This window comes from Bacteroides sp. An269 (genome assembly GCF_002159755.1).
Lineage (GTDB): Bacteria > Bacteroidota > Bacteroidia > Bacteroidales > Bacteroidaceae > Phocaeicola > Phocaeicola intestinalis.
Map to the genome: position 1 here is coordinate 24,240 of NZ_NFJG01000005.1, position 24,235 is coordinate 48,474.

General features: G+C 47.8%; 34 protein-coding genes. 15 read left to right on the forward strand and 19 right to left on the reverse strand.

Annotated elements, in window-relative coordinates; genetic code table 11:
* Positions 1–50: 50 nt before the first annotated feature.
* Positions 51–656: a hypothetical protein gene (locus B5F71_RS02310; RefSeq protein ID WP_005816265.1), complete on the forward strand. Its 606-nt coding sequence runs from the start codon at positions 51–53 to the stop codon at positions 654–656.
* Positions 657–662: 6 nt separating this feature from the next.
* On the forward strand, positions 663–2,585 hold the full coding sequence (locus B5F71_RS02315; RefSeq protein WP_005816267.1) for a zincin-like metallopeptidase domain-containing protein: 1,923 nt from the start codon (positions 663–665) through the stop codon (positions 2,583–2,585).
* A gap of 106 nt (positions 2,586–2,691) precedes the next feature.
* Here B5F71_RS02315 and B5F71_RS02320 read toward each other — a convergent pair whose 3' ends face one another.
* Positions 2,692–3,057 (reverse strand): DUF2958 domain-containing protein, encoded by a 366-nt coding sequence (locus B5F71_RS02320; protein WP_005816269.1) that lies wholly within the window; start codon positions 3,055–3,057, stop codon positions 2,692–2,694.
* A 2-nt stretch (positions 3,058–3,059) separates the two neighbouring features.
* Positions 3,060–3,353: a hypothetical protein gene (locus tag B5F71_RS02325; RefSeq protein WP_005816271.1), complete on the reverse strand. Its 294-nt coding sequence runs from the start codon at positions 3,351–3,353 to the stop codon at positions 3,060–3,062.
* 394 nt (positions 3,354–3,747) lie between these two features.
* On the opposite strand from B5F71_RS02325, the gene B5F71_RS02330 reads away from it, so the two are divergent.
* Positions 3,748–5,010 carry an ATP-binding protein gene (locus B5F71_RS02330; protein ID WP_005816273.1) on the forward strand — a complete coding sequence of 421 codons (1,263 nt, stop codon included), beginning with the start codon at positions 3,748–3,750 and terminating at the stop codon, positions 5,008–5,010.
* 140 nt (positions 5,011–5,150) lie between these two features.
* Here B5F71_RS02330 and B5F71_RS02335 read toward each other — a convergent pair whose 3' ends face one another.
* The 7 genes from B5F71_RS02335 to B5F71_RS02365 all read right to left on the reverse strand — a co-directional run bounded on the left by B5F71_RS02335 (position 5,151) and on the right by B5F71_RS02365 (position 11,804).
* Complete coding sequence (locus B5F71_RS02335; protein ID WP_005816276.1) at positions 5,151–6,557, reverse strand: OmpA family protein; 1,407 nt, start codon at positions 6,555–6,557, stop codon at positions 5,151–5,153.
* Positions 6,558–6,611: 54 nt separating this feature from the next.
* Positions 6,612–8,063, reverse strand: a complete 1,452-nt coding sequence (gene mobV, locus B5F71_RS02340) for a MobV family relaxase (RefSeq protein ID WP_005816278.1) — start codon at positions 8,061–8,063, stop codon at positions 6,612–6,614.
* Positions 8,064–8,271: 208 nt separating this feature from the next.
* Entirely contained in the window at positions 8,272–9,156 is an 885-nt protein-coding gene (locus B5F71_RS02345) for a hypothetical protein (protein ID WP_005816280.1), read from the reverse strand.
* A gap of 79 nt (positions 9,157–9,235) precedes the next feature.
* Entirely contained in the window at positions 9,236–9,730 is a 495-nt protein-coding gene (locus tag B5F71_RS02350; protein ID WP_005816282.1) for a hypothetical protein, read from the reverse strand.
* A complete protein-coding gene (locus B5F71_RS02355; RefSeq protein ID WP_005816283.1) occupies positions 9,720–10,133 on the reverse strand; it encodes a hypothetical protein in 414 nt (137 codons plus the stop codon). The genes B5F71_RS02350 and B5F71_RS02355 overlap by 11 nt, the downstream gene beginning before the upstream one ends.
* 78 nt (positions 10,134–10,211) lie before the next feature.
* Positions 10,212–10,658, reverse strand: coding sequence for a hypothetical protein (locus B5F71_RS02360; RefSeq protein ID WP_004319947.1), 447 nt, complete (start codon positions 10,656–10,658; stop codon positions 10,212–10,214).
* Positions 10,659–10,682: 24 nt separating this feature from the next.
* The gene (locus B5F71_RS02365; RefSeq protein WP_007837468.1) at positions 10,683–11,804 is read right to left on the reverse strand and encodes a hypothetical protein; all 1,122 of its coding nucleotides are present in this window, start codon (positions 11,802–11,804) and stop codon (positions 10,683–10,685) included.
* A 245-nt stretch (positions 11,805–12,049) separates the two neighbouring features.
* Here B5F71_RS02365 and B5F71_RS02370 point away from each other — a divergent pair, with 245 nt between their 5' ends.
* The 10 genes from B5F71_RS02370 (at position 12,050) to B5F71_RS02415 (ending at position 16,527) form a co-directional block, all read left to right on the forward strand.
* Entirely contained in the window at positions 12,050–12,673 is a 624-nt protein-coding gene (locus tag B5F71_RS02370) for a recombinase family protein (RefSeq protein WP_005816288.1), read from the forward strand.
* 16 nt (positions 12,674–12,689) lie between these two features.
* A complete protein-coding gene (locus tag B5F71_RS02375; protein WP_005816290.1) occupies positions 12,690–13,373 on the forward strand; it encodes a DUF3800 domain-containing protein in 684 nt (227 codons plus the stop codon).
* 3 nt (positions 13,374–13,376) lie between these two features.
* Positions 13,377–13,913, forward strand: coding sequence for a hypothetical protein (locus B5F71_RS02380; RefSeq protein WP_005816292.1), 537 nt, complete (start codon positions 13,377–13,379; stop codon positions 13,911–13,913).
* A 194-nt stretch (positions 13,914–14,107) separates the two neighbouring features.
* On the forward strand, positions 14,108–14,407 hold the full coding sequence (gene trxA / locus B5F71_RS02385) for a thioredoxin (RefSeq protein ID WP_087207456.1): 300 nt from the start codon (positions 14,108–14,110) through the stop codon (positions 14,405–14,407).
* Between the two features lie 10 nt (positions 14,408–14,417).
* Positions 14,418–14,993: a DUF6155 family protein gene (locus B5F71_RS02390; RefSeq protein WP_007837469.1), complete on the forward strand. Its 576-nt coding sequence runs from the start codon at positions 14,418–14,420 to the stop codon at positions 14,991–14,993.
* A 14-nt stretch (positions 14,994–15,007) separates the two neighbouring features.
* Positions 15,008–15,253, forward strand: coding sequence for a hypothetical protein (locus B5F71_RS02395; protein ID WP_005816298.1), 246 nt, complete (start codon positions 15,008–15,010; stop codon positions 15,251–15,253).
* Between the two features lie 183 nt (positions 15,254–15,436).
* Positions 15,437–15,874 carry a DUF4186 domain-containing protein gene (locus B5F71_RS02400; RefSeq protein WP_005816300.1) on the forward strand — a complete coding sequence of 146 codons (438 nt, stop codon included), beginning with the start codon at positions 15,437–15,439 and terminating at the stop codon, positions 15,872–15,874.
* A complete protein-coding gene (locus B5F71_RS02405; protein WP_005816302.1) occupies positions 15,871–16,077 on the forward strand; it encodes a hypothetical protein in 207 nt (68 codons plus the stop codon). The genes B5F71_RS02400 and B5F71_RS02405 overlap by 4 nt, the downstream gene beginning before the upstream one ends.
* A 9-nt stretch (positions 16,078–16,086) precedes the next feature.
* Positions 16,087–16,323, forward strand: a complete 237-nt coding sequence (locus tag B5F71_RS02410) for a hypothetical protein (RefSeq protein ID WP_005816304.1) — start codon at positions 16,087–16,089, stop codon at positions 16,321–16,323.
* A gap of 24 nt (positions 16,324–16,347) precedes the next feature.
* Positions 16,348–16,527, forward strand: a complete 180-nt coding sequence (locus B5F71_RS02415; protein ID WP_005816310.1) for a transcriptional regulator — start codon at positions 16,348–16,350, stop codon at positions 16,525–16,527.
* A 300-nt stretch (positions 16,528–16,827) separates the two neighbouring features.
* Here B5F71_RS02415 and B5F71_RS02420 read toward each other — a convergent pair whose 3' ends face one another.
* From B5F71_RS02420 to B5F71_RS02460, 8 genes are all read right to left on the reverse strand, one after another.
* Positions 16,828–17,319 (reverse strand): SLOG family protein, encoded by a 492-nt coding sequence (locus tag B5F71_RS02420; protein ID WP_005816313.1) that lies wholly within the window; start codon positions 17,317–17,319, stop codon positions 16,828–16,830.
* Between the two features lie 3 nt (positions 17,320–17,322).
* Complete coding sequence (locus B5F71_RS02425) at positions 17,323–17,889, reverse strand: hypothetical protein (protein ID WP_005816315.1); 567 nt, start codon at positions 17,887–17,889, stop codon at positions 17,323–17,325.
* A 551-nt stretch (positions 17,890–18,440) separates the two neighbouring features.
* Positions 18,441–18,719 carry a plasmid partition protein ParG gene (locus B5F71_RS02435; protein ID WP_005816317.1) on the reverse strand — a complete coding sequence of 93 codons (279 nt, stop codon included), beginning with the start codon at positions 18,717–18,719 and terminating at the stop codon, positions 18,441–18,443.
* Positions 18,720–18,726: 7 nt separating this feature from the next.
* Positions 18,727–19,482: a ParA family protein gene (locus B5F71_RS02440; protein WP_005816319.1), complete on the reverse strand. Its 756-nt coding sequence runs from the start codon at positions 19,480–19,482 to the stop codon at positions 18,727–18,729.
* Between the two features lie 119 nt (positions 19,483–19,601).
* Entirely contained in the window at positions 19,602–20,027 is a 426-nt protein-coding gene (locus tag B5F71_RS02445) for a single-stranded DNA-binding protein (protein WP_005816321.1), read from the reverse strand.
* A 53-nt stretch (positions 20,028–20,080) separates the two neighbouring features.
* A complete protein-coding gene (locus B5F71_RS02450) occupies positions 20,081–20,437 on the reverse strand; it encodes a helix-turn-helix domain-containing protein (protein WP_007837478.1) in 357 nt (118 codons plus the stop codon).
* Positions 20,438–20,484: 47 nt separating this feature from the next.
* A complete protein-coding gene (locus B5F71_RS02455; RefSeq protein WP_007837480.1) occupies positions 20,485–20,736 on the reverse strand; it encodes a hypothetical protein in 252 nt (83 codons plus the stop codon).
* Positions 20,724–21,278, reverse strand: a complete 555-nt coding sequence (locus B5F71_RS02460) for a hypothetical protein (protein WP_005816324.1) — start codon at positions 21,276–21,278, stop codon at positions 20,724–20,726. The genes B5F71_RS02455 and B5F71_RS02460 overlap by 13 nt, the downstream gene beginning before the upstream one ends.
* 882 nt (positions 21,279–22,160) lie before the next feature.
* On the opposite strand from B5F71_RS02460, the gene B5F71_RS02465 reads away from it, so the two are divergent.
* The gene (locus B5F71_RS02465) at positions 22,161–22,475 is read left to right on the forward strand and encodes a hypothetical protein (RefSeq protein WP_224204806.1); all 315 of its coding nucleotides are present in this window, start codon (positions 22,161–22,163) and stop codon (positions 22,473–22,475) included.
* A 355-nt stretch (positions 22,476–22,830) separates the two neighbouring features.
* On the opposite strand, the gene B5F71_RS02470 is transcribed toward B5F71_RS02465, so the two are convergent.
* Positions 22,831–23,217, reverse strand: coding sequence for a single-stranded DNA-binding protein (locus tag B5F71_RS02470; protein WP_004319910.1), 387 nt, complete (start codon positions 23,215–23,217; stop codon positions 22,831–22,833).
* Between the two features lie 418 nt (positions 23,218–23,635).
* Here B5F71_RS02470 and B5F71_RS20640 point away from each other — a divergent pair, with 418 nt between their 5' ends.
* Positions 23,636–23,782: a hypothetical protein gene (locus tag B5F71_RS20640; RefSeq protein WP_007837486.1), complete on the forward strand. Its 147-nt coding sequence runs from the start codon at positions 23,636–23,638 to the stop codon at positions 23,780–23,782.
* A 264-nt stretch (positions 23,783–24,046) separates the two neighbouring features.
* Here B5F71_RS20640 and B5F71_RS02485 read toward each other — a convergent pair whose 3' ends face one another.
* The gene (locus tag B5F71_RS02485; RefSeq protein WP_004319908.1) at positions 24,047–24,229 is read right to left on the reverse strand and encodes a hypothetical protein; all 183 of its coding nucleotides are present in this window, start codon (positions 24,227–24,229) and stop codon (positions 24,047–24,049) included.
* Positions 24,230–24,235: the final 6 nt, after the last annotated feature.

The following is a 24,235-nucleotide window of genomic DNA, read 5'->3' on the forward strand; positions in this document are numbered from 1 at the left end:
AGACATTTCACTTGGACGATGGATATGTATAATTCAAATAGTATCGAGCAATGATCAAATGTAATGTAACAGTGTGCGGAACGGTCAGCAAGGCTGCGACCTGCCGCACGAACAAGGAGGGCAAGGCATTCGTGAGCTTTGCCATGAACGTAGTCATTCCAGCGAAGAGCGGGATTAACAAGACCATCGAGGTGTCGGTCATCAAAGATGGGACACTGACGGAGGTGGGCAGCTGCAACATCGGCGAACGCATTGAGGTAGCCGGTGTATTGGTACCAAGAAAATGGGGCGATGTCCTTTATTTCAACCTGTCGGCAAGCAGCATCAGCCACCAGCCTGACGAGGCAGAGGACTGCATCAAGGGCGTGATGGAGTTCCGCGGCAAGGTGGGCAAGAGCATTGAGGACAAGACGGACAAGAATGGTGTGCCGTACTGCCAGTTCTCCGCTTTCAGCGCAGAGAAAGTACAGGACGGATTTGAATACATCTGGGTAAGTTTCTTCCTATTCGATGGCAAATGCGAGGCATGGCTGCAACCAGGCGTGAAAGCGAACATCAAAGGGGCATTGTCTGTCAGTGTCTTCAATGACAAACTGGACTTCTCCTGCCGAGTGTCTGAAATGAGCGAATATGTTCCGCAGCCCTATAATGGTTAATTGACTATGGGAAAGCCTTATGCTAAGGAAGGTCCGAGTGCCGAAGACAAGGCACTCGACCTGTTTGCCGATATGATGATTGAGCGTATTCAGTCGCTGTCGGGCAAAGACGGATGGAAAAAGCCCTGGTTTACTGAAGGTGCGTTGCAATGGCCGAAAAACCTGAACGGACGAGAATATAATGGCATGAACGCTATGATGTTGCTCCTGCATTGCGAGAAGGAGGGTTACAAGATTCCTCGCTTCTGTACCTTCGACCGCATACAGCAGTTTAACAAAACTGGCAAGAAAGACGAGGAACAGAAGCCCCGTGTGTCAGTACTGAAAGGTGAGCATTCTTTCCCCGTGATGCTCACCACGTTTACGGTGGTCAATAAGGAAACAAAGGAACACATCAAGTGGGAGGACTACAAACTGCTCTCTCAGGAAGAGCGCGAAAAGTACAATGTATATCCAAAGCTTCAGACTTACCATGTCTTCAATGTGGCGCAGACCAACCTGAAGGAGGTCAGACCAGAGTTTTGGGAGAAACTGGAACAGGAATACTCGATGCCCAAGGTAGAGAAGGACGAGCAGTTTGCCTTTGAACCCGTGGATAGGATGATAGCGGACAACCGTTGGATATGTCCCATCAAACCGATGTTCGGTGATTCCGCCTATTTCTCCATCAGCAAGAATGAGATTGTGATGCCTGAGAAAAGGCAGTTCAAGGATGGGGAGTCTTTCTACTCGAACCTTTTCCACGAGATGGGACACTCCACGGGTGCGGAGGGACAGTTAGACCGCATCAAGCCCGCTACCTTCGGCTCGGCAGAGTATGCACGCGAGGAACTGGTGGCAGAACTGACGGCTGCGCTGACCGCTCAGCGGTATGGCATGACAAAGCATCTGAAAGGAGATTCGGCTGCCTATTTGAAGTCTTGGCTGGATTCGCTGAAGGAGTCGCCGCAGTTCATCAAGACCACGCTACTCGATGTGAAAAAAGCTACCTCAATGCTCACGCAGCATATCGACAAGATTGCTATGGAGATAGACCAGGAGAAAAAGGCTGAGCAGGAAAACGGGCAAGGGAAAAGTTATCTATCCATAGATGACGGCGACCATGCAGTCTTGGCATATAATGGTTCTGCTGTATATATCCAGCATCATGAGAAGGAGGACTCTGTAAAGATTGCTGTGCCGACGAGTAACGGTCTGGAAGTGAAACTCTCTGTTCCTTACGACCACGGCAAAGACCTTGACACCAATTATCAGGAGGCTTTTGCCCAGTACAAAAGCCTGACAGAGCCTTCACAATCGAAAGAAAACGTCTATTATGCCTCCATCGCCTATCTCCAATCAACGGATGACACATCGGAACTGGATAAGCTAAAGGAGAAAGGTGACTATCAAGGACTGCTGACGCTTGCCAAGGAATACTATGACGGGAACGGCATGGACGAGGAGCAGACCTACAGGAAGCCGTGCCAGAACAGAGGCGATGACCTGCTAATAGAGGACAAGGACTTTGCAGTGGTCTATAACGGGAGTGTCGGCGGTACGTATGAGGTGTTCCTGAAGCATACGGAGCAAGAAGTGCGTGACCATATCACTCGCTATGGCATAGGACGTGCCAGTGAGGACGTGAAGGCTGTGGCGAGGGAGATGACCGCCGAAGAGTTTTCGGAATTGGCGCAGCGAAAAATGCCGATATTCCAAATGCCGAATGGTGGTTTGCTGAACCTGCAATATAACAAGGATAAGGATAGCCTGGATGTGGGGACTGTGACCAATGCAGGACTCTCTGTGAAGCATACCTTCCCTTTCAGCCACAACCATTCTATGGACGCAAACATCAGCTCTGCGTATGAGCAACTGCTTGACATGGAGGAGTACCAGAAGGAAGAGGTACAAGAGGAGCACGTTGCCAAGTCCGCTTTCCGAAGATGAGAGTAGTATCGTAGTATATACTAATCGTAGGCTTTACTACTCATAGTAGGTACTAACAATAGTCAGCCGCAAGGAGTAATGTCCCTGCGGCTGATTTAATTTGGGGTCATTCCATATTATGAAGGAATGCTTGTAAATCCTCGTCTGGAATGCTCTTCAGTTTCACCGGCTTGAAGCCGTCCAACTGCTCCACTTGAAATATCTCGTCCACTCCATATTTGGAGCCATCCACCTTTACGCTCTCCATTTCATTGACGGAGGTATAGCCATACTCCGTTTCATGCAGACCGCATACGATGGTGAACAACGTGGTGTCGTTACCTTCCGGCTGTCCTTCAAGTACGAACCAACGGACGTGTCCGATGAAGAATATTGCCACACAAACGGCATCCTTGCCTTTGCCGTCCTGTGAATACAGAGGATAGGATTTCAGTATCTCCTCCAATACGGGTGTAATCAATCTGCTTGCCATAGTCAATCGTTGTTAAGTGTTCTGTAATACATTCTGTTCTCTACAAGGTGTTCGATGGCCTCTGCTGCCAATCGGCACACCCACTCGTCACGCTGGTCATAACGACCTTTTTGATAGTCGTTGGCAAGGCGTTCCAAGAAGGCAAACACCACCTTGCCCTTTTCGTTGATAAGATAGCGATGGTCATCTGCAAGGGCATTGCCTACCTTGGCGGCTGACCCCATCTGACCGTTTACGAACCGTGAGAAGCACTCGACAAATGCCTGCTCGTTTTCTGATAATCTGTGTAATTCCATACGCAAAGAAATTATTTGTTCAACTTGTTTTTCTTCCCTCCTTTTGAAGCCTTTCGGCTCCTCTTGTCGGGAACTGATTTTTCGTGCATCAAAAGACTGCGGAATGAGGGCGATAAGGCAAGAAAACAGACGGAGGAGTTAATGAAATACCCAAATCTTTGATTTGCGGAAAGCTGTCGTTCAGTCCTCTGCCTGTTAGCATGGCGGTACTTGACCATTCGCCCGGGCAGTAACTTTGCAAAGAAAAATGGGCATCGGCAAGTGGAATAGACACTACAAAACAGGAAAATCATTGATTTTTAGTGCATTTTTCTTTATTTCTTTCTTTGATTTAGGATAAAATATATAACTTTGCCTCCGAAAAAGTGTCACAAGTGACAGTTTTTCGTAAAATATGATAGTAAACAGATATAGATACATAGAACAGTTGAGCCGTTCAAAGAACAACGGGCTCATAAAGATAATCACAGGATTGCGACGTTCAGGCAAGTCGTTCCTTCTGAAGAAACTCTTTCATCAGCATCTATTGGATGAGGGCGTGAGAGAAGACCATATTCTCGTCATCGACATGGAGAGTAGGAAGAACAGAGAGTTCAAGAACCCGGACTACCTGTTGGACTGGGTGGAAAAGATGATGATTGACTATGAGACTTATTATATCATCATCGACGAGGTGCAGGAGGTGGAAGACTTTGTAGAGGTGCTCTCTTCCTTGTCAGTTACCGAAGGGGCGGATGTGTATGTCACAGGCTCCAACTCGCGTTTCCTGTCCTCTGACCTGGTGACGGAATTCCGAGGCAGAGGTGACGAGATACATGTGTGGCCACTATCCTTCAAGGAGTTCATGACGGTGTATGATGGTTCGAAAGAAGACGGTTGGGCTGAATACAGACTGTACGGAGGTTTGCCGCAACTACTTACACAGGTTGGGGATGAGAAGAAGGCTGATTTCCTGCGTCGCCTTTATCGCACGGTATATCTACGTGACATCTACGAGCGGAACAACATAGAACTGAGACCTGAATTTGAAGAATTGTCGAAGACCGTAGCATCCAGTATAGGAGCACCTGTCAATGCACTGAATATAGCCAATACGTTCAAGTCCGTAAGCAATGTGCAGAGCATAACCGACAAGACAGTGTCGGCTTATCTGGAATATATGCAGGATGCTTTCCTTATCGAAAAATCCGAAAGGTTCGACATCAAAGGACGGAAATACATAGGTTCGTTGTCCAAGTATTATTATCAGGACGTAGGTCTGAGGAATGCTATTCTGTCGTTCCGTCAGAGCGAGCCGACACATATCATGGAGAACGTCATCTACAATGAGATGCGTATGCGAGGATGGCTCGTGGATGTGGGTAACGTCTATCATCGAGTGAGGAATACGGAAGGAAAGCAGCAGAGGGTGACATTGGAAGTGGATTTTGTCTGCAACAAAGGGAGCGAGCGGATCTACATCCAGTCGGCGTGGCGTATGCCCGATGCAGAAAAGATGGAACAGGAGAAACGGTCGTTGCGTCTTGTAGATGACTCTTTCCGCAAACTGCTGATCGTGGGAGAACATACCAAGCAGTGGAGCGACGAAAACGGCATACAGATAATGAGTATATATGACTTCCTGCTTGACTGGTCAAGTACTGAGAAACACGGATAAAAAAAAGATATGCGCATAGAATATGCGTTAATACATATATGATTAAGGGAGGGCCTATCCATCACGGACAAGCCCTCCCTTTCTAAAATTTATCAATGAAAAAAAAGTTTTAGTGCTCTTGTTCGGAGCTGTATGTCTGGCTATAGATACAGCAGGATTCTGGTATGGCGGTTCGCCTCATTGGGCGAGTAATCGTCAATGCCGCCATCGAAAATCTGAGAGATGGTGCCATTTTCCATACCACGTTTCATCAGTTCCTCTGCAATGAATCTGGCACGGGAACGGCTGAGGTTATCATTGATGGCTTCACTGCCTGTGGCACTGTCGGCAGCGCCGATGACCTTAACTTTCAAGCCATATTTCTTGGCGATGCGTGCTACTTCGTCGAGATTGACGAGCTGTGACCTGTTGAGCAACCTGTCAGTGCCAAGTTCAAAGAAGAAATAGATGGGCGCACCTATGCAAGCCTTTCCTGAGTGGATGAGCGATAGGTAATCGTCTTCCGGCTCACCTTCAGCATTGCCATATTCTTCTGTACAAGAGGCGGACTCCATGACCTTTGTCTTTTGACCATTACCATACTTGTCTCTCATTCTTGCACGCAGCGAGTTGAGACCGCTGTAGTCGTTTCGAGGATAGCCATTTGTGACGGAAGAAGCGGCATCGTCAGAAAAGAGGTGGCCGTACTTGTCCAGAAGTCCCTCGATGGCAAGAATCTTGCGCAGCTGCTCCAGAGTCTGACAATCTCGATCGTGCTGGGCGTGATAGCGGCTGTTGCTGTCAGAAAGGGATGAGGCGTATGCCGAAAGCCATTCGTTCTGTGCGATGTACGGGCGAGCGTCTATCACTCGCTTCCAGCCAGTCTTGCCGATGCGGACAGAGAGGCCGAGGGATGCGGACAGCAGATGGTCGCCAAGGCGGTGTGCCTTGCCATAGCCGTCAAAATCCTGCATGGTGGTCATGTTGCCTATCTCTGCCGTAACAGCAATGCGTGGGGAGAGATGATACTGCCCCTGTATGCCGTAGGAAATGGCAAAGGGCTTGTGGGCATTCACCTTGTTGTGCAGCATACCCACGCCCACGTATGGAATGACACTCCATCTGGCAAGAGTGTGTACATCGTCCTTGTAGAGGTTGCCGAGGACATTCCACATGAAATCAGCACGCAGGTACTGGTAGTCCTGCGAGGAGTTGTTGCAGTCGTTGAACTGCATACCGCCATAGTTCAGACGACCGCCGACGGAAGGTGTGAACCATTTGCCGATCGACACGGAGAATGCCGGTTTCATGCGACCGAATAGGTCGTTGCATCCGAGCGGTTTGCCGAGGAAGACCGTAGTTCCTCCTGCCGCTTGGACAAACCAGTTGTCCGTCCATGGCGAAGCTACCAATGCCCCTTTCATGTAGGAAGGTTTAAGCGGACGAAGCATACCGTCTGCCGAAAGTCTGCATACAACGGTGGTGGTGTCCGCCGTGCGGTGATAGTCTTTGGCTTGCGCACCCAATGAAAGGGCGAAGCCAAGGGATAGAATAAGTATTTTTCTCATGTTGTTCAATTTAATCTGGTGAATACTATAACAGGTGATACGTGACAGTGCCGCTTATCGTTTCTTCCTTTTGCCGGAAGAGGGGCGCATCATGCGTGCAGCTTTCATCATGCAACGGCGTGCCCAAGCGCGTTCATCCTCGTCATCGTCACGTCCCCATTTGAGGTCGGACGAACTGCCGCCACCGCCATGACCTTCGGCAAAGGTGGTGGCATCATCGACGTAGCCGAGGAATAGAAGCGTGGCACAGTACATCACCTCCGTTCCATTCTCCGCAAAGGCCTGAAGCAGGGAACCGTCAAACACGTCCTTGCCCTCATTGGAAAGCCGTGCCACACGTTCGGAGAACTCGCTGACCATGTTTTCGAGAAGGGCATTTCTGAGAACGGTGTCCGCACCTTGTCGGATAGTATCGGAATATCTGTGTGCCTCCTGCCGCAACTCCTCCGTGCGCTCCTTCATGGCGGTCATCTCCTCACGCAGGGCATCGAGCTTGCGGTCAGCCTCTGAGAGCTTCTCCTGCTTGTCGTCCAGTTTCGACTGGATAGCGGACAGTTCCTGCTCCAGCTCTTGGACTTGCTGACGGAGAGCATCAGGATTGTCGTGACCTGCAAGAATCTGCCGATGCAATTCAGCAAGTGCCGCCTCCTTCTCAGCCTTCTCCTGCAAGAGGTTGTTGACCATTGAGGTGAGTCCTTTTACTCTCCGCTCTGCCAGACGGATGTCCGATTGGAGCGAGGCGAGTGTCCGCTGATGGGTGGCGACGGACTGCTCAATGGTGGTGCACTGTTCTGACAGCTGGCGGCGGTATTCTTCGGTGGTGCGGTGGCGTGCTCCCGTCTCTGAGACGGAAGTTCCGCGCTCCATGCCCCAACGCTTGTTGACATCGGCAAATTCGCTGTGCAGGGCTTTCATCCTGGCAGAAAACTCGTACTTGTCCTTTCCGGCGAATATCTGTTTGTATGCAAACTTGCCGTCCTTGATTGGCAAGAGGGTGCAGTGAACGTGCGGATTGGTTTCGTCCAAGTGTAAGATGAAAGCGACGATGTTCTCCTCACCGTATTTGTCCGCAACAAAGCGGTAAACATCCTTTGCCCATTCCTCAATGTCCTTGCATCGGGTTAGATGCGAATTGTCCGCTCCGTGAGTGAGATTCACCTTCTGGTCACCGAATGCCAATTCTGTCATACGTTCTCGTGAGCCTCCGAAGATGAAATTGACCACTGTGCGGAAGCGTGGCTCTGCCAGTCCCTCGTTGGGGTCTTTGATTCCACGGCTCCGCAGGATGTCTGCCATGCGCTCCGGGATGCTTCGGCTCTTGTCTATAGGACAAACCTTGCCGCCCCGAACCTCGAAGTTGAGCCGCTCACGGCTGCGGTCGTAGTTGCCTGTTGATTCAGCGGATCCCCAACCCTTTTCCGTCCAACGGCGTTGGTGCTCGTTGCTCTGTGCTGTGGTGATTCCCTTAGATGGTCGGAAATCCATAACCTGTTTTGGTGTTGCCATAACCTATTTCCTTTTATGTGTGTACAACTCTCCTGTCTCCAGCTTGCTGCTTGTAAGGACAGCCTCCCGATGGTCGGAGACCAAGAGGGGTATTAGGCTACCCAAATTCCCTCATTTCCGACCAACGGGCAAGCCCGATTATTTTACAGCAATGGCAGACGTGTAAACACTGTGCCAGTAGAAAAGAAGAAGCGTTGTACGGTGATTATTAGAGGTTAATACAGCCTTTTGATGGACAGGAGCCCTCTTGGTTGGCTACAATGGCAAGGAACGGTCGGCAGAGTGACTGAAACTGTGACTTGATGGCTGCGCTTTCCTGATGCAAGGCTGGTGAGCTGCCATCCAATGCCAATTCTGATATTGCCTTTGCCGCCTCGATGAATGAGAGCCAGTCTCCTCCCAGGTCTTTGTAAAAGAAGGGAAGAAGGGAGGTAACGAGGGCGTTATCTGTTTCCTGCGAAAGCACCTGATGGAAGGTGGCTTCGCAGACAGCTGTGAGTGCAGTCATACAAAAGGCGTGTCCTACAGATTCGGGAATGTTTCTTCCGCATGGCACCTTGCCAATTGAATTGCCATTGTCGGCTTTCTGCAAGATAATGGCTACTTCCTCTGTTGCATCTTCGTAGAGTTGTTCACATTCCGAGGCGCAAGCCGATGCGGACATCTTGCCGCTTCGCCATTCGTCCAATGCGGTACACATCTTCTGGCGGAACACATCCAAGGCTGCGTCAATCGGAGAAACGGCAGGTGTCTCAGCCAACATCGGGATGGTGATGATTTGGCTCTTCGTGAGACGGGTGACGGAAATCTGGTTCATCTTCTCCAACTGCTCGATGAAGGTGCGGACAGTGGCGCGGTGCCAATGCCAGCATCCTGCCAGTTCGGTAATGGTGATTACAAACTGCCCGTTGGACAGGCTGAACTCCTGCTTGCACAGATCCTTGGGGATGTACTGTACAGAAGCCTTGTCTACAAGGTCAAGGTAGGCTTCGAGCTTCGACAGCCTTATCCCGGACCTCTCTTTCAAGAACTCCAACAGGGACATCCGTTCAGACATCTTGCCGGAACTCGTTCTATGTTTCTGTTTCTTCATTTCAATAATCTGTTTGGTGAATACTGTTGTTTGTCGCCAGCTCCATTATACAAAAGGAACGGCATGATACAGGTGATACTTAATAGTAGTATATGATGAGCATTTCTGTGTCTTCGAGGAGCATCTTGCGGTCAGCCTTGTTCTTCCACAGCGATATGACTATGCGCGAGGGATAGAACAGTGATGCCAGAAGGACAAAGGAGATGGTGACAGCAAGCGTGAACAGATGAGGAGTGAAGACAAACACCACTGCCGCCAACGCGGCGATGCAGAAGGGTGTCCGCTCCTCGTGCAGACGCTGCAGCCACCTCTCCACATCCATAAAGACAAAGAATATGGCAAACGCTATGGTGGAAGCCACTACGCCTATGTCGTTATAGTGTACACAGAGGTAGAGGAAGTGGAACACGTACAGCAGGATGAGCAGCATCAACCGGTAGAGCTTCCTTGCTGTCACAAGCGCGGTCATGCGCAGATAGAACCGTGTCATAAACTGTCTGCGGCTTCTGTGCAGAATCATCGTCACAAAGAAGAACGCTGACATCAGGATGAGAAACAGTATCTTACTTGTCATAATATGTATAGCATGTGAATAATGGAAGTGGACTCAGGTCGGGCTGGACGACACCGTGTGTGGCAGTGGATATGATACGCTCCACATCCTCCAGTGTCAGTTCTCCCTTGATTATTCTCTGACGGAAAGCTCCGTCGGTTGTCCGAAGGCTCTTGATAGCCTGTTCCAAGTCGTACTCGGCTATCTGCCACACTTGCCCTCTCGTGTAGGGGAAATGATGGTGGATGGCCTTGACCACAAGCACACGGCTGAGGATGTCGGTCATTCTGCCGTTCCTGACTATCGTGTGGTTGCGGACAGTGGCGATGCTCTCAATCTCCAGCCATGTGCGGTGACGGTCGAGAAGATGGATAATCTTCATGTAAAGCGTTTCCTTCATCAGATGGTCGGGAGCTTGTGGCATGACTTTGGCCTTTGTTGTGGACAACAGAATGGAGCGTTGTTGCGGTAGAACAGGACTGTCATCTGGCAAATGTAACTTTCAAATGAAGTCGAGCAGGACTTCCTCCTTGGGCTTCATGTATTTGAAGAACCCGTTCTTGCAATGCAGACTGAGGTCGAGGCATACATCTGCCGACATGTGCTCCAGCGAGTCATAGATGGTCACTTTTATCTGGCTGACCATGCCACGCTCATCTGTGGAGCCGTTGACCTTGAACATCCGTCCGAAAGAAGGGTTGGAATAGGCACAGCAGCTGTGTCCGAACTCCGTATGACGGCTTGGAATGTGGTGATAGAGGATTATCATTTCCATCTCGTCTTCGAGCATATCCATCACCTCCTCTATCGTGAAAGGGGTGTTCAACTGGAAAGTAAGAAGCACGTAATCGTCATACTTGACAGGCTTCTCCATCTTGCGCTTGTCCAGCAGTTCTGGCAACTGCAAAGGCACGACGGCAAGGAAATCATCGCAAAACTGTTCTAACATAATCGTATTCTCTGTTTGGGGTGTTTATAATCTTGTGACATAAATCTTCATCATGAGCATGGGCATATCCGACAGGCGTTGCTTGTCGAGGTGCAGTTTCTTGGCCAGACCGTCCATCTCCTTGGGGAGCGCATCGGCTATTTTGTAGAGGTCTGCCTTGTCCTTGTCGGAGAGCACGCTCACGGAAAGGTCATCCATCGTCATGAACGGCTGCATCATCATCAGGAGGTAGGCGTGCATGGTGTGCTCGTCCTTTACCCTGCCACTATTCAGATCCTCGATAGCCGCTTGTGCGTTGCGCAGCAGACGGTGGTTGGTGCGCATGGAGAGGTATATCATTGCATCCTTGTGGGACAAATCCTTGCGGTCGGCGGCACGGAGTATCTCCCGACAGCAGTGTTCGGTGTTTCGTCTGATGTCACCGATGTCATCGTCAGCAAAATCCGGCAGGTATTGCAGGAAGGATTTGAAATACAAATGCTCTTCCTTGATGAAAGCGAGCAGGTCTTCCTTGCCGTGAATGCCTTGCTTGGCGGATTTTTGCAGGAACAGCAGGTAACGCTTCAGTACCGCCTGTTTACCACCTTTATTATATATAGGCAGGCTATCCAAGGAAGCGAAGAATGGCTGTGCTTCCTTCACGGCTTGCTGTAGTTCCTCATCACCAACATGGGAAGAGGTCTGTTCTCTGAGATAGAGCAGGTCGTGAAAGGTGCGTTGCTTAGACATCGCCATACGGCACAGCTCGATGTGGATGGAGTCGTTCAACTCATGATATACCGTGAACGGGTATGAGTGGGCTTTCCTGACAGTGTCACGTGAGATGCACGATGTCACGGAATCGTCCAACACGCGCCATTCGTTGACAATCTTAACTAATGTCTGAATTGAGACCTTGCCGTTCTGTCGAAGAGTGGTCAGAAAGCCATGATACTCTCTGATGGCTTCATCGCTCGAATGGAACGACTTCGTGCCGTTTCCGTCTGAACATGCTGTCAGCATGACTACGGCAAACGCAGTGGCAATACAAATGGCAAGTCTGATACAGCCATGCGAGTTTGATTTTGCATTATGCAATATTTGCTTCATGCAATGGAGGTTGGTTTGTCCTCCGAAAAGTTGGGTTTCATATTTCATTGTTGTCATTATTTTGAGTCTGATTTTGAAATTGACGGTGCAAAGTTAATGCGTTTCAGCGATATATTTGCAAGAATGACAGTAAGTTTAATCTTATTTGTGTATCATACTTGCGAGTATGATTTTCAATGAAATCAAGTGAAAAGAAAATGGCAAATTATCGTGTTTAAGTATGATTTTTCGTTCAAGTATGATTGTTTCTCGGAAAAATAGTGTACCTTTGCACTTGATTTCATTTAATAGCGTACAACAGTATGGCAAAAGTAGGTTACATCTTTATCGCCACCAATGGCGAAGAGTATGCAGAAGACAAGGCTTGGATGCAGCAATACGGCTGTGTTCAGGTGATAGAGGAACTGTCCGAACACGAGAGGCTGCGCCCGATGTGGAAGCAGCTCATATCGAGTCTGGAGCGCGGCGACGAGCTGGTGGTGTCGAGGTTCAGTAACGCACTGCGTGGCACCCGTGAACTGGCTACATTCATAGAATACTGCCGTGTGAAGGTGGTTCGCATCATCTCCATCCAAGACCGCATCGATACGTTTGACGAACTTTTCCCCGACACCAAGCCCTCACAGGTCATCCGTATGTTCGGGTCACTCTCTGAGGAGTGTGCCGTGCTGCGCAAGGCATCGGCACACATCATCCATCTGCAACAGAATATCCGGCCGCCCAAGAAGTCGGAAAGGGCACTGTCGAAACTGGAGCGTGAGAAGAATATCGTGAACATGTACAACGAGGGGCACAGCATAGATGACATCTTTGCCATCAGCGGCTTCACAAGCCGAAGTTCCGTGTTCCGCATACTCAACAAGCATGGTGTGACGCTGAACCGTGGACCTCATAGTGGACCGCTGAAGAAAAGGAATAAAGAATAAACAAAAAACAGATACAATGAATAAGACATTCAACATCTACTGTGATGAAAGCACCCACATGGTGCATGACGGTCATCCCTACATGCTTTTGGGATGTACAAGTATAGCATACACACAAATCCGCATGGCAAAAGATGCCATAAAAGATATTAAGAAGAAGCACGGCTATAGTGATGAGCTGAAATGGACAAATGTCCACGAGGCCACGTATAAAGTCTATGCAGAGCTTATAGACTGGTTCTTTATGAATGACATGGAATTTAGGGCTGTGGTTGTTGACAAGAGTCAGATTGACGAGAAACGAGAAGACTATACGTTTAATGATTTCTACTTTCGCATGTACTACCAATTGCTGCATCACAAGATGGACATGGATTATACATATAACATATATATGGATATCAAGGACACATGCAGTAGCGATAAGCTGGAGAGGCTCAGAAAAATAATGGAATACAACTCTTCCATTGGCAGGTTTCAGTTTATACGTTCACACGAAAGTGTCTTCATCCAATTGGCAGATGTTCTAATGGGAGCCATCAACTACAACCTTAGATATGAAAAGGGAGAAGTTGAAGGAAGGGTGAGAGCCAAAATGAAGCTGATTGAAAAGATAAAAAAACACAGTAATATCAGTCTCAACACCACAACTCCCAAATTTAGAAAGAAGTTTAATTTGTTTTTTATCGCACTGAAATAGCCAATGAGCAGTTTGAATATTATCAAGAAATACCCTGAGCTGCTGGAACTGGCATATCTCAGTGAACGAGAAAGAGAGCATGATCTTCATGCAATATTCAAGCGTGATATAGAAGATAACTGTCAATTCTCATTCAGAGGGTGGCGCATCTATCCTATAAAGACAGATGGCGAGATTGACATGGCAAGATTGTTCAAGCATCTTACCTGTGAAGAAATCATGGTTGAGAACGAAGACGGTACGACTTATCCAAAGCGAGTATTCGAGATGGCTCGTTCACAAAGGCTTCATTGGATAAATCACCATGTGAGAGAATTGACACCAGACAATCTGGATGTATTTACCATAGAAGAGAGGGACGGCAAAAAGCGTAAGGTCAAGAAAACATACATCTATGATAAAGTGGAAAAGTATGTTATTGTCTTGGAACAACAACGTAGCAACGGATTCTATCTGTTGACAGCATACCATCTTAACAAAGAGTATGGACTAAAGGCTTTGGAAAAGAAGATGAAAAAGAGATTGCAGACACCACTATAAAACGCAAGACCCGAATTGCATCAAAGGCAACCGGGTCTCGAAACTCCTTCTATCTATAGATGAGCGCTGCAAAGGTACGAATATTCTTTGAAATAACGAAGGTTTTTCAAAGAATTCTTCTCGATTTTAACATTTGCAGGGCAGTATTGTAAGATAACAGGAAAGAAAATAGCATAATTTTACAGAAAATCGTAATGGAAACATTCAAAGACGTTATATCAAGTGACCAACTTGTCTTGGTCGATTTCTTCGCCACCTGGTGCCAGCCATGCAAGATGATGCACCCCATCCTTGAGCAGGTGAAGGAAGTGTTGGGTGACAGAATCCGCATCATCAAGGTAGATGTGGACAAGTATGGGGTGACTGCAAGTCAGTATGTCATACAGTCTGTGCCCACATTGATGCTGTTCAGACGCGGCGAAGTGTTGTGGAGGACGAGCGGTGTGATGCAGAAATCAGAGTTGCTGGCAACGATTGACCCGTTTTTAAGATAAAAGAGCAGAAATGTCAAAATCTAAATTAAAGTCTGTCCTCATGTCCATGGACAAGAGTGAAATAATAAAAATGGTATTGGAACTTTATTCTGCACGGAAAGAGGCAAAGGAATATCTTGACTTCTATGCAGAGCCGAATGAGGGCCAGAAGCTGGAAGAGTATAAGCACATCATACGGGAAGAGTTCTATCCGAGCAGAAACAGAGAGCCAAAGACACGCTTCTCAGTGTGCCGCAAGGCATTGTCCGACTTCAAGAAACTGAAGCCTTCGGAAGATTCAGTCGCAGAATTGATGGTGTTCTATATGGAGAATGCCTGTCAGTTCACTTATGACTATGGAGACATGTGGGAGCAATTCTATGATTCTGTTGAGAGTAATTTCGACAAGACATTGCGCCACATCGTGCTTTATGACCTTTGGGACAAGTATGATTCCCGAATCAAGCAATGCCTTCGTTGGGCAAGCCCTTGTGGATGGGGATTTCCTGACGCACTGAATGATATGTATGAGGAAATGAAGGCGCAAAATGAGGAACTCCGAAAGAAATACAGGAATTTCAAGATGCCCATCAACGCTGATTATTAAACGAATATACTCAAATGGGGAAACCAAAGAAAAAACATAAGAAAGCGAAACAACTGCCCTTAAGCAAAGAAGAGCAGATTTTTCAAGCGGCAAGAGACCTTGCAGCTGAAATTGGCATATCCTATTCTGAGGCATTAGGGTTTACTTTGGGCATAAAGGACGTAACGTATGGTTGGGAAGAAGACTATACGGAAGAAGAGTTTCAGGCACTGATTGACCACGCTGTGGGAGACACTGATTATGAGCACACCCTCTATTGAATCATCTACACGAGAGGAACGTTTGGATTACGTTCTGAATGAATGGAGATGTCTGCACAACTGTGAGCTGTGCGGTAAGTGCCATATTCTGAAAGGCAGAAGCGAAGAAATACTCTATGCAGACTATATAGACGGCAAGCGGTCATATATGGATATAACATTAGAAATCAGAAGCAACAGATAATGATGTCACAGAAATACATATATCCATCGTTGTTCCAAGAGGAAGAGCCGCAAGAAAGCGTTCCTGGTGATAAGAAAGAGTATGACCTGACGAATCTCTTTGAGAGATTGGCAAAGTCTGATTTTCGCAGCCGGTTCCATCTGTCCAAGCAAGACAGGGAGTATGTAATGGAAAAGGGATTGCCGACGATACGAAAACACGCAGAGGACTTTGTGGCAAAAAGACTTGCTCCGGCTGTCATACCGAACGACGGCAAGCAGACTCCCATGCGTGGGCATCCTGTTTTCCTGGCTCAACATGCCACTGGCTGTTGTTGCCGGGGATGCTTCTTCAAGTGGCATCACATCTCAGCAGGCAGGGCACTGACCAAGGAAGAACAGGAATATGCTGTTGCCGTATTGATGGCATGGATTGAAAAACAGATGAATAAAGGATGAAGATAGAAGAAGCCATAGTATATGTGATGGTAAAGCGAAATGGCGGCATGACAACCGACCAGATTGCCGATGCCATCAATCGTCATAGGCTGCACCTGAGAAAGGACGGTCAGCCTGTGACAAGCAAGCAGGTGTATGCAACAATCTGCCGTTTCCCTGAAATGTTCACAAAAGAAGCTGGCAGAATCATGTTAATGATATGACGTAACGATATGACAATAGATACAACCAACATGTGCTCACACCTTCAGAAGAAGTTGTTTGAACCAGAAGGTGTGTATTATCCGATATGGCAAGCCATGCAGGATGATGAGACCTTGACAGCAGTGGTACGAAGCAGACAGCTGCACATCTACAGAAACGGGAAGAAAATTCTCGTTCTGGCAGGTAAGGCACAACCGAAGATTATAAGGGAAGACAAAATACAAGAGTTAATAACAAGATTATAAACAAAACATCAAATCATCAAAACAATGGACGCAAAAGAAAAAGTATTGGCAACAATGAAAGAGGCTGGTCAGCCTCTCAACGCAGGTAAAATCGCAGAACTCAGCGGTCTCGACCGCAAAGAGGTAGATGCAGCCATGAAGCAGCTGAAAGCAGAGGGTGCAATCGTCTCTCCTGTGCGTTGCAAATGGGCACCTGCAGAGTAAGGTTTATACTGCTGTCTTGAAATATAGGCAGCAGTATCTTTATTTTTATCAAAATGTTAAGGTGAGGAATCTGAATATCCTTGCCTACGGACACAATTATCCGCTGCATCTTTTTGGGGTAAGGTGCAGACGTATGGCTGTCAGCGTATCTTGGTTTAAAGACGCTTAGCGGTCACGGCGGAAGTCGTTTCGTCTCTCTCCGCCGAACAAAGCTCTGAGCACATTGCCCAAAGCTCCGAACACGAAGTAGCAAACGATGATTGCAACAATATCGTCCATAAGCATTTTCTGTTTTATGGGTTATACACTATTATGAAGATTCACTATGTCCAATCCCTGCCTCTTGGCTTCTCTGACGGTGTAGAACGTGCCGCCCTTGGGATTGCCATCGAAGTAGGCTATGAGACGTGAACTGCGGTTGACCATATAGTCGTTGCGCCTCAGAAGGCAGCCATTGTAGTATTGCTCGCTCAATACGACCACGTCATCCACGATGCGCAGGATGGCATCATACTTGGCTTGCTCTTCCTTGCTCCACCGGTCAGACTGACCACGGAACGGCACAACGGCTATCACCTGCAAGTCCTTCAACTCGCATTGCAACGAAAGGGCGGCTTCTGCCGCCAGCAGGTCAAATCCCATTGCCATGCCACAATAGAAATACCGGTAGCCGTCGGCATACGCCTTGGCTATCTCCGATTTGAGACATTGCTTCAACTCCCTCCGCTTGGCGAAAGGTACGCTGCGGTGTCCGCTGAAGCATACGGACACTGCCTTGTCGTACTTTGTCATACTTTACCTTACTTTATAATGTGTGCGTGCGAGGAACATACCGCCAATAACACATGCCCCGAGCCTTTCGAGTTGGTTGGCATACTTGGCATAGCTGAGACCCTTGGTTATCACATCGTCAAAGACCAACACCATTTTGTTGTCGAAGAACGGCTCATCAAACTCAACGACATTCGCCTTGCGGACTTCATCCTCGTTCTTGCGGTTATCGTGGATGGTCTTACGCTCTCCGCATACCCTCACGTGCTCGTAGCCGTTTTCCGCTCCTGTCAATTCACACACCCTGTGGCAGAAAGCCTTGTAGCGGAGTTCGTTGCTCTCGCTTGTGGATGCTGGAACGGGGGCGAAGACGATGTTCACGCAACCCTTGCCGTAGAGTGTCAGCATATTCTCTGCGGTGCGCTGCGCCACTTCCTCGTAGGCTCTTCCGTCCTTGAAGTCAAACACTAATTGTCTGTCGGCAATCTCCTTCTCACCCACATTGCGGATGCGTGCGGGATAGTATTTGCAGAACCAAGTCTGAGGCTTGTCTAACTGCTTTTGGATTTGATAGTCATTCTTGTGTGCCATTGCTCTTATGTTTTTTCTTCCCTTATTTCGGAGGCTTTTCCTGCCTGCCCAAGGGATATTTTTTGCTTTCCAAGAGTGATGGCGATCAAAAAGCCAAATCGGGAGCGAAAAATACGCTCTGCACGCAGAGGAAGATTTTTCGGTCAAATGCAATGGACGATTTGGTGTTTGAACAATCGCCAGCATTACCTTTGCAAAACAATATCCGCAGCGGCAAGGCAGGCGAAAAGAAATCTGTTATGTAAAAGAGGAAACGGGCGGGATGGCGTGGGGCGAAGCTGTATATGGGGAAGGACGATAGTTGATATGAGGGAAAAAGAGAAAATCTTGTAATAGGGAACGACATTGCCTTTTATCAGCATGGAGACAGTCCTACAAGCAGAGAAAACTATTGCCCTAAAAATGAGTTGGATAGTATTTTCTAAAAGTAGTATCGACTACGAATAGTATAATAGTCGAATAGTTTTTACTACCATACTACGGATAGTAAAGTCTGTTTATAGAAGAGATAGCGGTATCATCGTCTGTTCGGCGATGATACCGCGCGGCACTCATGTGTCATGCCGCTTTAGGTATTCTGTCATTGCCTCATTGACAATATCACGCAAGGACATCCCTTTCTTGATGGCGAGGTACTTCATCCTCGTGTGGATGCTCTTGTTGATAAGGAAATTGCAATGCACCGGCACTTCGGTAGTCTCAGAAACAGACACAGGTGGTGCTGGTGTAGTTTCTGTGACTATCTGCTCCTTACTCGGCTTCTTTGTGGAAGAAAGGAGTCCGTTGAGACCGCCTTTCATTCCCTCTTTCAACATACTGCTCTTGCTCATGGCTATGCTATTTTAAGTTTAACACTTCTTTTGCCAAAGACATATAATCACTGGCACCATTGGATTTGGGATTATACTCAAAGATAGTCTTGCCGTTGATGGGTGCTTCTGCCAAAGCCACATTATCACGGATGACGGTCTTGAAAACCTTCTCGTGAAAACTGTCATTGACGATTTCCCTCACGCTTCGGTTCAACGTCTTGCGGCGATCGAACTGGGTGATGACGATGCCGCCCACTTTAAGGTTGGAGTTGAGCCGCTCCTGAACGATGCGGATGATGTCCATCAACTTTGCCATACCTCTCATGGCAAGGTATTGCGCTTGAACAGGGATGATGATGTAGTCGGCTGCGGTGAGGGCATTCAAGGTCAGCAAGCCCAATGACGGTGGACAGTCGATGATGATGTAGTCGAAATGCTCTTTGGCGATGGCTTTGGTGATAAGTCCCTTCAAGATAAGCTCCCGTCCCGGCTCGCTGATAAGCTCTAACTCAGCCGCAGACAGGTCAAGGCATGAGGGTGAGACGGTGATGCCGTTGTGCAACTTGACCAACGGCAAGGTGTACTGTCCACACATTGCGCCATAGACTGTCTGTTCTTCCTCGATGGACAATCCCAAGGCTTCCGTGAGGTTGGCTTGTCCATCCATGTCAATAGCCAAGACGTTCTTCTTACTCAGTTGCAGAGCTGCCGCAAGGCTTACTGCGGTCGTACTTTTCCCTACACCACCCTTGTGATTTAATACTGCAATTATCTGTGTCATAACATGATACTACTATTAGTGAATACTACTTTACTATTCTACTACTGATAGTACATACTAACCATAGTAAAAGCGGATTTACTACGATTAGTACGTACTACTCTCAGTTGATACTACCCTCAGAAGGGAAGGTCTTCGCTCTTGTCCTGCGGTGCATCGGCTGGCGGTACGGGAGCCTCGCCCTCTGCCTTGGCTGCCTTGCGTGCCTTTGTTGCAGGTGTGTCGGTTGCATCCTTCTTCCCTGCATTGACAAAGGCGATGGAGTCAGCTATGATGCTATGCTGTATGTGGTTCTCTCCGTTGCGGTCTGTCCAAATGGAAGAAGTCAGTGTGCCTTCCACAAGCACCATACGACCCTTGGTGAGGTATTCAGCCAAACGGATATGGTTCTCCTTGCTGCTCTTCACCCTTACCCAAGTGGTGATTTGCTTGCCCTTACTGTAGTCGTCCACTGCGATGTCAACAGCCATGAATGTTCCGTGTGTACCTGTGATGACGCGGCAATCCTTTGCTCCGATGCGTCCGATAGTGTGAGTGTAAATCATAATGTGAAAATGTTATAGTGGCAAGTTGGTTAGACTTGCCGTTACCTTGTTATTTAAATGACTTTTCTTGTTGATTGAACATAAGCTATTGCTTCATTCATAATTTCTGCTCGTGACCTACTCTTGTTATCTTGCATCCACTCATCAATTTCAGATTTGAGGAACATGATACGTTTCCCCTTCTTATGGAATGGTATTTGTTTATTGCTTGTCCAACAATAGATTGTGTGTTCAACTGGATGGGTAGGGAGATACTCACTCAATTCGGAAACACTAAGCCATTCCAATCCCTTATCGGGCTGAATTTGAGTCATTAGTGTGGAAAACTTTTCTTCTAAAATCTCCAGCTTGTTTATTACTAATGACAATGCTGATGGCAAGTCATTAAAACTCAATATTTGCTTTTCCATATCAATATATGTGTGGCAAGTTGGTTAGGCTTGCCGTTACCTTGTTATTAATATCCTTTCTTCGTCTGCCTTGTATTGGCGACAAAAGACTTGTTGCTGCCTGTGAGACTGATAGAGCCGCAATTAACAAACTCTCCGTCGGAATAGACTCTGTACTTCTGTCCGCTTACCTCATGCTTCTGTTTGATGCGCTCTCGCATCCACTTCTTGGCTGCGGTCAATGAGCAAAAGGTCTCGCTCTCCTTGGTCGTCTCGTCATATACGATGCACTGGGTCATACATGCTCCTACTTCATCCATGCACCTATACTCGACGTGACATAGTCCAACTGACCGCCAAATATGTCGCTTGGCTCTATGTCGTATTGTCCATCCCTCACTTCCTTGTCCTCTCCAAGAAGCGACAAGTTTCCGTCGGCATCCAAACGTGCTGCGTCTATGACGATGTCACGAGGCTCGTCAAAGAGATAACCTGCCACGATGGGCTGCTCTCCCTCGAAATGCACCTCAAAGCCTCCGTCCACCTCCGTGCCGTACTTGCGAAGAGCCGCTTTCAGCTCGTCCTGCTCCCGGTGCTGCAATGCCTGGAGTTGTCCGTGGATAGTGAGGTCTTGCAGTTCTGCCTCTCGTTTGGTGTGGGTTGCCTCGCCGGTCTTGCAGTCGATGTCATACTTGTGGTAAACCACTGGGATATGGTCTGCCGATGTGACAAGCCATGTGATGTTGTTCACTGAGAAGCCCTGTCTGGTGAGGAACTCCTCGATGTCTGAGCCGAGAAGGTGGTCGGCTACGTCAAGATACTCGATGCGTGCGTCAGCATCATGCAGGATGATAATCTTCATTGCCTTTCTATTTTTAGTGATACAAATAAGTTTGTCGCCCATGTCGCTGGACTTGTTTAACTACGTTGAAGAAACTTACGCTCAGCATAGTGAATAAATTCCCTCTGCGTTCGCTTAACCGTTTCTTTCTCTTCCCTCCTTTCGAGACCTTTCAGCCTGTGGAGGGATATTTTCTGCTCCCACAAGCCGCAAGAAAAGACATAAAGACAAATTATGTGTGAAGAATACTCTTTTCCGAGGAAAAGGAAGATTGTTCACAGTCACAAGACCTCAAGCAGAATTTGACGATTGTCTCAGACGCGGCTAACTTTGCAGGAAATATGCCTACCACTGCGCTGATTGGAAGAAGATTATTGATATTGGCTGCAAGAGGAATGATGTGTTATATATAAAGAGGTAAGAAGAAAGATTGAAACAGTAAGGGTGGGCAGTGAAGTGTTTGCAGGTCTGCTGTACCGACATAAAGCGAGTGTGTTGGCTGACCGGGATGCAAGTCATCAAAGCTTCAGCCTTGATAGCTTGTAGCACGGACAGACAATTCTCTCGCGTCGGTACTTCGGCATACTGTCAGCTTTGGCTAATAGCAACGTGTTGCCATCAGCCAAGGATGTCTGTATGACGACAGACCATGTAACGCTTCGCAAAGGCGTGGGGCAAAGCAGTATAATTTAGAAGTAGATAGTAACGTATATCAGGCAAGAAGAGACAGTTGCGCAACGGACAAATCGGGCACTCCTGTCAGCATGACAAATGTGCCTTGTCCTTGCCGCAGGACACTGAGGCAGATTGGACGTAGCAGACATGTCTGCCACATTCAATATGCCTGAGTGGACAAGAACTGCCTCTTGTATAGCAGAAGAGAAATTGTAAAACAGTTGATTAGTGGTAAAGGTGGTATGGGTGGGCAGAATGGCATTACACGGACATTGCCGAAGCCCGATAATGGGACAGCCAGACAGCAATAAAGGCAGTTATCAGAAGTGTCAGTTTCTGATAGTGACATTGTTGGCTGCCTGTCACATGGGATTCGTGCGGTGTCCGTACAGTAATGCCGTTCTGAAGGTGTGGGGCGAAGCGATACAACGCACTTGGACGAAACCACCGCTTATAACAGAAAATATTTTGCAGTCAAAGAGAAGAAGAATAGTAAAGCAGGTGTGGGTGGGTAGTGAAGCTGTCGCAAGATTGACGGTCTGAATATCAAGGCGAGTGGATAGCCAGTAAAGGACACAATTATCAGAAGCCTCGGCTTCGGCATCTTGTGGCATAGATGGCAGTCCTCTCGCGTTCAGACCTTGGCATACTGTCTTTCTTGGCTAATAGCGACTTTGTCGCCATCAGCCGGGAATATCTGTATGCCAACCATCTTGGTGACGTTTCGCAAATGGTGAGGGACGAAGTGGTTAGAATAAAGGAAGACGGCGTTGCCGTTATGGTTAATAAATGCACATGGTTGTTATTAGAGAAGATTATCACACGCTATAACAGCAGATTGATGTCCCTGAGCAAAACAAAAGCGACCCGAAGGTCGCCTTGTTATGGAGAGGAAAGGCTATTTCTTGCCTTTCTTGGTTGCTGGCTTGGCCGGCTCTTCCGCAGGAGTCTCCTCCTTGTCGGGACACTCGTAGAACTTGGTTGCAACCATGATGATTCTGGAGTGCTTCACGCCATCCTTGTCTGTCCACTCCTCTGGCTTGAAGAAACCCTCGACGGTGAGCAACGTGCCCTTGGTGAGCTTGTCGAATGATTCGGTGTGCTCGTTCTTGCGCCATGCCTCCATATTCATGAAAGCCGATACGCGGTTGGTTTCCTCGCCGTTCTTCTCCTGACGGCCTACTGCCAATGAGAAGCGTGCTACGCTGGCGTTTGCGAACTGACGGATTTCTGCATCCTTACCTACGAAACCTGAAACTGTGAAGTTGTTCTCGATCTTTTTCATTTTGAATTGAATTTAAAAGTGAAACTTAATTTTTACATGCATTCAAAAGCAGGGATGTGGCACCATGTGGGAAGCACCATGAAAATCGTTCGCAATACTCTTTTTGTCGTTGGCGGTAAGGGAGAAAAAGGAAGATTACGCACTATTTTATTGGTCACAGCGATAGCGGCCACACAAGAAGGAGGAAGTCCTTCGCAGCATCACGCTACCTTTGCATGGTAAAAATAAGTGGCTTTCAAATAGCTCAATTCAGAAAAAGACGGGGCCAAACAATGGAACAAAGGTTGTAAGCAAGGAGGCAATCCGTATGCAACAGACAGGGGCACTGCTATGGCTGTATGCCTGGAGAAACGAAGCGGGAAATCCGACCTTACAGCTGTATCATCAGAAGAGTGAGGAGCATGAACACTGATGCACGATGAACGACAAGCCTAAGGGTCAGCTTAGCAATAGAGGCATCAAGCCAAAAGAGGACAGACATCAGAGGATTGGCGATAGCACTGTCATCATGCTAAGACCAAGTTCTGTGTCCGACAAGGAAGAGTCGCAAAAGACAGACGAGTAAAACCAAAAGGCGAAATGACCATTCCTATAACAAGGTACAGAGACGCTTAAAACGGCGAAGGGACTTTGGCGACGTATCGCTATACAGGTGTCGAAGCATCGCTTCTATAACAGGACTGGAGCAAGTGAGCAAACCGCACAACTTGCTCCCAAGGTATTTCAGTTACAACAGCCATAACCTCATTGGAGGATTGTCCTAAAAGAGTTTTTGCAGTCAAAGGAAGAAAGAGTCTGCAAGCCACATAGCCAACAGACTCTCTCCTGATTATTCACAGATGACAACATCATCCTTGTACTCCGTCACTTCCTTGCCGTTGATGAGCTGGACAATGACCTCACAACCCAAGTCCTCGACAATCGTTCCCTCTGTCTGACCTCTTCGGGGATAAAGCAAGGTGCAGAAACACCCTACAACGCCGTCCAACTGCTCCATGTCTATCGTTGCCATATCCGT

What these genes read in the sequence shown, in the direction of transcription:
- B5F71_RS02310 (WP_005816265.1), top strand. Translation starts at nt 51, where the DNA reads ATGATCAAATGTAATGTAACAGTGTGCGGAACGGTCAGCAAGGCTGCG.
- B5F71_RS02315 (WP_005816267.1), top strand. Translation starts at nt 663, where the DNA reads ATGGGAAAGCCTTATGCTAAGGAAGGTCCGAGTGCCGAAGACAAGGCA.
- B5F71_RS02320 (WP_005816269.1), bottom strand. Translation starts at nt 3,057, where the DNA reads ATGGCAAGCAGATTGATTACACCCGTATTGGAGGAGATACTGAAATCC.
- B5F71_RS02325 (WP_005816271.1), bottom strand. Translation starts at nt 3,353, where the DNA reads ATGGAATTACACAGATTATCAGAAAACGAGCAGGCATTTGTCGAGTGC.
- B5F71_RS02330 (WP_005816273.1), top strand. Translation starts at nt 3,748, where the DNA reads ATGATAGTAAACAGATATAGATACATAGAACAGTTGAGCCGTTCAAAG.
- B5F71_RS02335 (WP_005816276.1), bottom strand. Translation starts at nt 6,557, where the DNA reads ATGAGAAAAATACTTATTCTATCCCTTGGCTTCGCCCTTTCATTGGGT.
- mobV (WP_005816278.1), bottom strand. Translation starts at nt 8,063, where the DNA reads ATGGCAACACCAAAACAGGTTATGGATTTCCGACCATCTAAGGGAATC.
- B5F71_RS02345 (WP_005816280.1), bottom strand. Translation starts at nt 9,156, where the DNA reads ATGAAGAAACAGAAACATAGAACGAGTTCCGGCAAGATGTCTGAACGG.
- B5F71_RS02350 (WP_005816282.1), bottom strand. Translation starts at nt 9,730, where the DNA reads ATGACAAGTAAGATACTGTTTCTCATCCTGATGTCAGCGTTCTTCTTT.
- B5F71_RS02355 (WP_005816283.1), bottom strand. Translation starts at nt 10,133, where the DNA reads ATGCCACAAGCTCCCGACCATCTGATGAAGGAAACGCTTTACATGAAG.
- B5F71_RS02360 (WP_004319947.1), bottom strand. Translation starts at nt 10,658, where the DNA reads ATGTTAGAACAGTTTTGCGATGATTTCCTTGCCGTCGTGCCTTTGCAG.
- B5F71_RS02365 (WP_007837468.1), bottom strand. Translation starts at nt 11,804, where the DNA reads ATGACAACAATGAAATATGAAACCCAACTTTTCGGAGGACAAACCAAC.
- B5F71_RS02370 (WP_005816288.1), top strand. Translation starts at nt 12,050, where the DNA reads ATGGCAAAAGTAGGTTACATCTTTATCGCCACCAATGGCGAAGAGTAT.
- B5F71_RS02375 (WP_005816290.1), top strand. Translation starts at nt 12,690, where the DNA reads ATGAATAAGACATTCAACATCTACTGTGATGAAAGCACCCACATGGTG.
- B5F71_RS02380 (WP_005816292.1), top strand. Translation starts at nt 13,377, where the DNA reads ATGAGCAGTTTGAATATTATCAAGAAATACCCTGAGCTGCTGGAACTG.
- trxA (WP_087207456.1), top strand. Translation starts at nt 14,108, where the DNA reads ATGGAAACATTCAAAGACGTTATATCAAGTGACCAACTTGTCTTGGTC.
- B5F71_RS02390 (WP_007837469.1), top strand. Translation starts at nt 14,418, where the DNA reads ATGTCAAAATCTAAATTAAAGTCTGTCCTCATGTCCATGGACAAGAGT.
- B5F71_RS02395 (WP_005816298.1), top strand. Translation starts at nt 15,008, where the DNA reads ATGGGGAAACCAAAGAAAAAACATAAGAAAGCGAAACAACTGCCCTTA.
- B5F71_RS02400 (WP_005816300.1), top strand. Translation starts at nt 15,437, where the DNA reads ATGATGTCACAGAAATACATATATCCATCGTTGTTCCAAGAGGAAGAG.
- B5F71_RS02405 (WP_005816302.1), top strand. Translation starts at nt 15,871, where the DNA reads ATGAAGATAGAAGAAGCCATAGTATATGTGATGGTAAAGCGAAATGGC.
- B5F71_RS02410 (WP_005816304.1), top strand. Translation starts at nt 16,087, where the DNA reads ATGACAATAGATACAACCAACATGTGCTCACACCTTCAGAAGAAGTTG.
- B5F71_RS02415 (WP_005816310.1), top strand. Translation starts at nt 16,348, where the DNA reads ATGGACGCAAAAGAAAAAGTATTGGCAACAATGAAAGAGGCTGGTCAG.
- B5F71_RS02420 (WP_005816313.1), bottom strand. Translation starts at nt 17,319, where the DNA reads ATGACAAAGTACGACAAGGCAGTGTCCGTATGCTTCAGCGGACACCGC.
- B5F71_RS02425 (WP_005816315.1), bottom strand. Translation starts at nt 17,889, where the DNA reads ATGGCACACAAGAATGACTATCAAATCCAAAAGCAGTTAGACAAGCCT.
- B5F71_RS02435 (WP_005816317.1), bottom strand. Translation starts at nt 18,719, where the DNA reads ATGAGCAAGAGCAGTATGTTGAAAGAGGGAATGAAAGGCGGTCTCAAC.
- B5F71_RS02440 (WP_005816319.1), bottom strand. Translation starts at nt 19,482, where the DNA reads ATGACACAGATAATTGCAGTATTAAATCACAAGGGTGGTGTAGGGAAA.
- B5F71_RS02445 (WP_005816321.1), bottom strand. Translation starts at nt 20,027, where the DNA reads ATGATTTACACTCACACTATCGGACGCATCGGAGCAAAGGATTGCCGC.
- B5F71_RS02450 (WP_007837478.1), bottom strand. Translation starts at nt 20,437, where the DNA reads ATGGAAAAGCAAATATTGAGTTTTAATGACTTGCCATCAGCATTGTCA.
- B5F71_RS02455 (WP_007837480.1), bottom strand. Translation starts at nt 20,736, where the DNA reads ATGGATGAAGTAGGAGCATGTATGACCCAGTGCATCGTATATGACGAG.
- B5F71_RS02460 (WP_005816324.1), bottom strand. Translation starts at nt 21,278, where the DNA reads ATGAAGATTATCATCCTGCATGATGCTGACGCACGCATCGAGTATCTT.
- B5F71_RS02470 (WP_004319910.1), bottom strand. Translation starts at nt 23,217, where the DNA reads ATGAAAAAGATCGAGAACAACTTCACAGTTTCAGGTTTCGTAGGTAAG.
- B5F71_RS20640 (WP_007837486.1), top strand. Translation starts at nt 23,636, where the DNA reads ATGAACGACAAGCCTAAGGGTCAGCTTAGCAATAGAGGCATCAAGCCA.
- B5F71_RS02485 (WP_004319908.1), bottom strand. Translation starts at nt 24,229, where the DNA reads ATGGCAACGATAGACATGGAGCAGTTGGACGGCGTTGTAGGGTGTTTC.